Origin of the sequence: Bacillus mobilis (genome assembly GCF_001884045.1) — a bacterium.
Taxonomy (GTDB): Bacteria; Bacillota; Bacilli; order Bacillales; family Bacillaceae_G; genus Bacillus_A; species Bacillus_A mobilis.
In genome coordinates this window covers 1-209 of the sequence record NZ_MACF01000087.1, presented here as the reverse complement: position 1 = coordinate 209, position 209 = coordinate 1, and the positions used below count along the sequence as shown (strand labels likewise).

General features: G+C 30.1%; 1 pseudogene. It reads right to left on the bottom strand.

Annotation, left to right across the window (positions count from 1 at the left end):
- Positions 1–209: pseudogene (locus BAQ44_RS30865) on the bottom strand (hypothetical protein); the annotation flags it as partial.

The following is a 209-nucleotide window of genomic DNA, read 5'->3' as shown; positions in this document are numbered from 1 at the left end:
TTATCTTCTTCTTTAAGGCCTTCGATGATTTTTGTTTTATCAATCTTATCTTCTTTTACTTTACCATCAACAATATCTTCTTTACTTACTTCAATATTGTCTTTTACATCGATAACATTTACTGTAATTTCTTTCTCGCTCGTATCCGCATCTTTATCTGTTACTTTTACTTTCACTTTTTGTTCGCCGACTTTGTTTGTATCTACAGT